The sequence below is a fragment of the Streptomyces sp. CC224B genome (genome assembly GCF_030010595.1).
GTDB lineage: Bacteria > Actinomycetota > Actinomycetes > Streptomycetales > Streptomycetaceae > Streptomyces > Streptomyces longispororuber.
In genome coordinates, this window is the sequence record NZ_JASCXL010000121.1 from 22,653 (window position 1) to 29,177 (window position 6,525).

Consider the following 6,525-nt stretch of genomic DNA (forward strand, 5'->3'; position numbering starts at 1 on the left):
GACGCGGAAACGCGCGTCGCCCCTGGCTCCAGGGGCGACGCGCGCGAGGACCGCCGCCGTCCTACCGCCGCGACAGCGCCCGGGCCCGGCGGGCGACGCGCCGCACGGTCGCGTTGCGCGGGATGAAGGCGAGCCGGGCCGGCACACCCCCGGGCAGGGCGAGCGCGCTCAGGCGGCGGCGCTTGAAGTAGCGCCAGGTGCGCGGGGACAGGCGCGTCGTGAGGAACGCCTCCGCCTCCTGCCGGAGCCCCGGGTAGATCTTGGGCTGCATCGCGTAGCCCACGGTCCGCAGCAGCGCGCTCAGCTCCTCGACCGCTTCGGGGCCGGGCATGCGCCACCCCGTCACCGCGGCCTCGTCGCCGAGGTCGGGCAGGAGCGCGTCCACGATGGTCAGCGGGACCCGGTTGCTGTTCTGGTAGGGCGCGAGCCGCCCCAGCAGGCCGTCGGTGCCGACGCGCGCGACCGGGACGCGGTACAGCCCCGCCGCCGTGAGCAGCGCCGTGGAGAAGCAGCCGACGACGAGCGCGGGCCGCATCCGCCGGAAGGCCACCTCCGCCAGCACGGGACGGTCCAGCACGGTGAGCTGCCCGCCGAGCCGCTCGGCCTCCTCCTCAAGCAGGCGCGACCACCGGGCGGGGGCCACCGGGTGCGGCTTGAACACCAGGCGGCGGTGGCCCAGGGCCACGGCGCCCCGCACCATGCGCAGGTGCAGGTCCTCCTCCTCGGCGTCGGTGAGGATGCCGAGCGCCGAGAGGTACTGCCCGAGCAGCAGCGCGGGCCGGTCCGGGGAGGTCTCCGCCTCGCCCTCGTCCTCCGCCAGCTCGTCCAGGACCTTGCGGAACGCCTCGCCCGGCACCAGCTCCGCGGGCACGCCGAACTCGGTGAGCAGCAGGGGCTTCAGGCCCGGCACCAGATCGAGGTGCAGCAGGCGCCTGATGCGCGTACCCACCAGGGGATTGAGCTTGTCGCGCGTGGGGCCATAGCTTATGAGGCCGTCGGCGTAGACGTCGACGGGCGCGTCGGTGAAGAGCTGGCACACCGCGAGCGACGGGTTGACCTGCACGGACTCGACCGCCAGCTGGATCCGGTCGTCGCCGAGGCCCCACAGCAGCCGCAGGTGGCGCTCCCACAGGGGGATGTCGTTGCCCCGGGGGCTCCAGCCGCCGGGGTGGAACGGCGCGATGGTGTCGTTCCACGAGAGCACCCCGTCGAAGCGCTCGCGGATCCGGGAGAACCCCGGCATCGCGTCCACGGAGGGGGTGACCTCCGGGTTGACCGCGTTGTTCGTGACGAGCAGCAGACGGCGGTCCGCCGGCTCGAAGAGGCCCGCGTCCAGGGCGGCGGCCAGGGTCGCGGCCCCGTACAGGGTGGACGCGCAGAAGATCTGGGTCGTGCGGGGCATCAGGCGACCGCCACCCGGGGGGAGACCGGCCTGCGCCGCAGCCGCCGGAGCTGGTTCGCCCGCTGCGTGTCCATCGAGTCGAGCACGTCCGCGAGCACGTCCTGCGGCATTCTCCGCAGGGCGGCGGAACTCAGTGAGCGCAATTGTCGGGCCACGGCGGGTTCGAACCTCTCGATCGCTCCGAGATGATGAGCCATGATCGCGCAGTACGTGCGCACTGCTTTCGGCAGCAGCTTATCCGCCTCGGCATCCTGTGCCGTTTCCTCGATTACCTGATCGAAAGCGCGAAGGAAATCGAGCTGCCGTACGTCTCCGATCTGCGTCAGCGAGGACGCGACCCCGCGCCGGTAGAACACCCCCAACAGGCTGACCGCCGCGAAGGATTCCGCCTCCCGGTGCAGGCGCCAGATCCACGGCCGGTCCTCGGCGGTGCGCAGGCCGTGCGTGAAGTGCAGCAGGCCGCGGTCCAGGAGCCGGCGGTGGTAGATCCCCGCCCAGGCGAACGCGTAGTCCACGGAGGTGGACCGGTCCGCGGGCAGTATGACGTCGCGCGGGCTCAGGACGGTGGCGCGCGGCCCGACCGGGACGCGGTGCACGGTACGGGCGCGCGCCGTGCACTGCACATGGTCGGTGCGCAGGAAGTCGCACCCCAACTCCTCGATGGCGGCGACCAGTTGCGCGTAGTACCCGGCCGCGAGCCAGTCGTCGCCGTCGAGGAAGGTGACGTACTCGCCGCGGGCCGCGTCCAGGCCCGTGTTGCGGGCGGTGGCCAGGCCCCCGTTCTGCTCGTGTCTGAGGTGCACGGCACCCGGGAGGTCGCCGGCGGCCCGCTCCAGGACGTCCGGCGTCTCGTCCGTCGAGCAGTCGTCGACGAGAATGAATTCGAAGTCGTCCCGCGCGTTCGCACGCAGTGACTTCAAGGTGTCGGGCGCGTATTGCTGCACGTTGTAGAACGGCACGATGACGGAGAGCTTAACCACGTGCGAGACGTTAGGTGTCGGCCCGGCATTCGTCCTGTCCCGCGGTGGGATGTCAGGTGAACGAAGCGTGGCGGAACGGTTAACCGACCTGCTCGTCACTCTTTTGCCGCACCGCTTCGCCATTCGTCGGCACGCTGTTAACCGTTTGTTGCGCCCGAGTTGGGCCGCCCATCGACATGCCTTCCTAGCGTCGACGACGTGCCAGTAAGCAACAAGACGACGCGGGTCGCCGTGCTCGCGGACTCCGACACCCGGTGGAAGTGGGGCGCGCTCACCGCGCGGCGCCTCGCCGGAGCCGAGGGCGAGGACGGCGGCGCGGCCGGGGACGGGCCCGCGGACGTCCGCCTCGACGGATACCTGCTGCGCGGCCGGGCCACGCCCACGCCCCGCCAGCTCGACGAGGTGGGCGTGCGCGCGGACAGCCTGCGCGAGGTCACCGCGATCGAGTTCCTGAAGGAGATGGAGCGCGACCGGGCGGCGTACGACGTCCTCGTCCTCGCCCTCGTCGGCGGCGGCGTCCAGGCCGTCCTGCACGGCCTCGCCCACGCCTGGGGCGGCGCGGGACACCGCCCCGTCGTCGTCACCGGCTACGTCGGCGTCGTCTACGAGAAGCTCGCCGACGGCCTGCTCCTGCGGCACGGCGCGGACGTCGTCCTCGCCAACTCCCGCCAGGACGCGGAGCGGTTCCGCGCCGTGTACGAGGGCGTGGGCGCCGACGCGTCGAGCGTCACGGAGGCCGCGCTGCCCTTCCTCGGCGGCGCCCCGTACGCCCCCCGCGACCCCTACACGGTCGTCTTCGCCGCGCAGCCCTCCGTACCGGACAAGCGCGCCGAGCGGACCTACCTCCTGGAGCGCCTCGTCCGGCACGCGCGGCGCCACCCCGAGCGCGAGGTCCTGCTCAAGCTGCGCAGCAAGCCCGGCGAGCACACCACGCACATCGAGGAACTCCCGTACCAGAAGCTGGTCAAGGGCATGGACGCCCCGCCCAACCTCCGCCTCGTCTACGGGCACATGGGCGAGGTCCTCGACCGCACCGACCTGCTGGTCACGGTCAGCTCCACCGCCGCGCTCGAAGCGCTGCACCGGCGCATCCCGACGGCCATCCTGACCGACTTCGGCGTCCGCGAGGTCCACGGCAACCACCACTTCATCGGCTCCGGCTGCCTCGCCTCCTGGGACCAGCTCGACGCCGGGTACAGCCCGGAGCCCGACCCGGCCTGGGTCGCCCGCCAGGGCGTCTGCGCCGACGGCGGCTACGCCACGGCCTTCGACGCGGCCCGCGACCGCGTCGCCGCCCTGACCGGGCGCGCCGCCGCGGGCGGCCTGCCGCCCCTGGCGCCGTACTACACGCGCACCACCGCGCCCGGCTACCTGCCCGGCATACTCGCCCGCCACCACCTCGGCCCCGACGGCGCGCCCCTGCCGGGCGCCCCCGCCGCCGACCGCGAGCCGGGCCCGGTCCGCCAGGCCGTCCGCAGCGCGGCCCGCGGCGCCTACCGGCACGGCGTGCAGCGCGTCGCCCCGGTGATCCGGCGGATGGGGGAGCTGTGACGCCGCGGATCCCGGCCCAGGGCGCCGACCCGGCCCCCCCGCGCCCCCCGCCCAGCACCCCACCAGGCACCCCCGAAGGAGCCGCCATGCCCGACCCCCGCCCGGAGGCCGCCCCGGCGCGCCGCGTCCTCGCCGTCATCCCCGCGCGCGGCGGTTCCAAAGGGGTGCCCGCGAAGAACCTCGCCCCGGTCGGCGGCGTCCCGCTGGTGGCCCGCGCGGTCCGCGCCTGCACCGCGTCCCCCCTGGTCACCGATGTCGTGGTGTCCACCGACGACACCGTGATCGCGGAGACCGCGCGCGCCGCGGGCGCCGAGGTGGTCCTGCGCCCCGCCGCCATCGCGGGCGACACGGCCACCAGCGAGGCGGCCGTCCTGCACGCGATGGACGCGTGGGAGGCGCTGCACGGCGCGACGGTGGACGTGGTCCTCCTGGTGCAGTGCACGAGCCCCTTCATCACCCGCGAGGACGTCGACGGCATCGTCGAGGCCGTCGTCACCGGCGGCGCGGACACCGCCCACACCGTCGCCCCCTTCCACGGCTTCGTCTGGCGCGACGCCGGCGACGAGCCGCCCGCCATCGAGGGCGAGCGCACCACCGAGGAGGGCGGCACCACCAGGACCGTCACCGGTACCGCCACCTCCGGCGGCTACGGCGTCAACCACGACAAGTCCTTCCGCCCCCGCCGCCAGGACCGCCCCCAGGACCTCCTGGAGACCGGCGCGGCCTACGCGATGCGCGCCACCGGCTTCCGCGAGCACAAGCACCGCTTCTTCGGGCACACCGAGCTGGTCCGCACCGACCCGGCGCGCGTCCTGGAGATCGACGACCCGCACGACCTCGCCCGCGCCCGCGCCCTCGCCCCGCTCTTCGACGCGGTGCGCTCCGGCGACGAGGCCGCCCTTCCGACCCGCGACGACATCGACGCGGTCGTACTCGACTTCGACGGCACCCAGACCGACGACAGGGTGCTGATCGACTCCGACGGACGGGAGTTCGTCACCGTGCACCGCGGTGACGGCCTCGGCATCGCCGCCCTGCGCAGGTCGGGCCTCGCGATGCTGATCCTGTCCACGGAGGAGAACCCGGTCGTCGCCGCCCGGGCCCGGAAGCTGAAGCTCCCGGTCCTGCACGGCGTCGACCGCAAAGACCTCGCACTGAAGCAGTGGTGCGAGGAGCAGGGCATCGCTCCCGAGCGCGTGCTCTACGTCGGCAACGACGTCAATGACCTCCCGTGCTTCGGCCTCGTCGGCTGGCCCGTGGCGGTCGCGAGCGCCCACGACGTCGTGCGCGGCGCCGCACGCGCGGTCACCACCCTCCCCGGCGGTGACGGCGCGATCCGAGAGATCGCCGCCTGGATCCTCGGCCCCTCCCTCAACAGTTAAGGAAAGTTCCTGCCATGAGCACTACGGCCTCCGACCACCGCCTGCGCACCCTCGGTTCGAAGACCGCCGGTCCCGGTCACCCCGTCTACATCACCGGCGAGATCGGCATCAACCACAACGGCGACCTGGAGAACGCCTTCGCGCTCATCGACGCGGCCGCGGACGCGGGCTGCGACGCGGTGAAGTTCCAGAAGCGCACGCCCGAGATCTGCACCCCGCGCGACCAGTGGGACATCGAGCGCGACACCCCCTGGGGCCGGATGACGTACATCGACTACCGCCACCGCGTGGAGTTCGGCGAGTCCGAGTACCAGGCCATCAGCGAGCACTGCGCCAAGCGCGGCATCGACTGGTTCGCGTCCCCGTGGGACACCGAGGCGGTGGCGTTCCTGGAGAAGTTCGACGTCCCGGCCCACAAGGTGGCCTCCGCGTCGCTCACGGACGACGAGCTGCTGCGCGCCCTGCGCGCCACCGGCCGTACGATCATCCTCTCCACCGGCATGTCCACGCCGAAGCAGATCCGCCACGCGGTCGAGGTCCTGGGCAGCGACAACATCCTGCTCTGCCACGCCACGTCCACGTACCCGGCCAAGGCCGAGGAGCTGAACCTCCGCGTCATCAACACCCTCCAGGCCGAGTACCCGAACGTCCCGATCGGCTACTCCGGCCACGAGACGGGCCTGCAGACCACCCTCGCGGCCGTCGCCCTCGGCGCTACCTTCGTCGAGCGCCACATCACCCTGGACCGCGCCATGTGGGGCTCCGACCAGGCCGCGTCCGTCGAGCCGCAGGGCCTGCAGCGCCTGGTCCGCGACATCCGCACCATCGAGGCGTCCCTCGGCGACGGCGTCAAGAAGGTGTACGAGTCCGAGCTCGGCCCGATGAAGAAGCTCCGCCGGGTGGCGGGCGTCGGCGCCGAGGCCGAGTCGGCCGACCGCGAGCCCGTCTCCGTCTGACCGTCCCCCCCACCCCCTGCCGGCGGGCCGCGCCAGCCCGCGCCCCGCCGGCCCTCGGCGCCCCCGGGGGCGCACCGGTGCCGCTCCCGCGCCGCGCGTTCCCGGGTGGCTGTGCCGGGGGTGCCGAGGGGCGGGCGGGGCGGGGGGCGGCCCCCGGGGGGGGGGCCCCGGGCCCCCCCCCGCCCGCGGGGGGCCGGGGGGCCCACCCCCCCCCCCCCCCCCCCCCGCGGGCTGCCGGGGGGGCCCCACCCCCC

5 protein-coding genes are annotated in these 6,525 nt (G+C 73.9%); 3 read left to right on the top strand and 2 right to left on the bottom strand.

Going from position 1 to position 6,525, the window contains the following annotated elements; genetic code table 11:
- Positions 1-61: 61 nt before the first annotated feature.
- Both QK440_RS33960 and QK440_RS33965 read right to left on the bottom strand, forming a co-directional pair.
- Complete coding sequence (locus tag QK440_RS33960; RefSeq protein WP_282797103.1) at positions 62-1,402, bottom strand: polysialyltransferase family glycosyltransferase; 1,341 nt, start codon at positions 1,400-1,402, stop codon at positions 62-64.
- The gene (locus QK440_RS33965) at positions 1,402-2,382 is read right to left on the bottom strand and encodes a glycosyltransferase family 2 protein (protein ID WP_282797104.1); all 981 of its coding nucleotides are present in this window, start codon (positions 2,380-2,382) and stop codon (positions 1,402-1,404) included. The genes QK440_RS33960 and QK440_RS33965 overlap by 1 nt, the downstream gene beginning before the upstream one ends.
- A 198-nt stretch (positions 2,383-2,580) precedes the next feature.
- Here QK440_RS33965 and QK440_RS33970 point away from each other — a divergent pair, with 198 nt between their 5' ends.
- From QK440_RS33970 to QK440_RS33980, 3 genes are all read left to right on the top strand, one after another.
- Positions 2,581-3,933: a DUF6716 putative glycosyltransferase gene (locus QK440_RS33970; RefSeq protein WP_282797105.1), complete on the top strand. Its 1,353-nt coding sequence runs from the start codon at positions 2,581-2,583 to the stop codon at positions 3,931-3,933.
- Positions 3,934-4,019: 86 nt separating this feature from the next.
- Entirely contained in the window at positions 4,020-5,315 is a 1,296-nt protein-coding gene (locus QK440_RS33975; RefSeq protein ID WP_282797106.1) for an N-acylneuraminate cytidylyltransferase, read from the top strand.
- A 14-nt stretch (positions 5,316-5,329) separates the two neighbouring features.
- A complete protein-coding gene (locus tag QK440_RS33980; protein WP_282797107.1) occupies positions 5,330-6,271 on the top strand; it encodes an N-acetylneuraminate synthase family protein in 942 nt (313 codons plus the stop codon).
- The last annotated feature ends 254 nt before the right edge of the window (positions 6,272-6,525 follow it).

Bases quoted from the DNA above. Each gene is read 5' to 3' on its own strand.
- QK440_RS33960 (WP_282797103.1), bottom strand. From the start codon at position 1,402: ATGCCCCGCACGACCCAGATCTTCTGCGCGTCCACCCTGTACGGGGCC.
- QK440_RS33975 (WP_282797106.1), top strand. From the start codon at position 4,020: ATGCCCGACCCCCGCCCGGAGGCCGCCCCGGCGCGCCGCGTCCTCGCC.
- QK440_RS33980 (WP_282797107.1), top strand. From the start codon at position 5,330: ATGAGCACTACGGCCTCCGACCACCGCCTGCGCACCCTCGGTTCGAAG.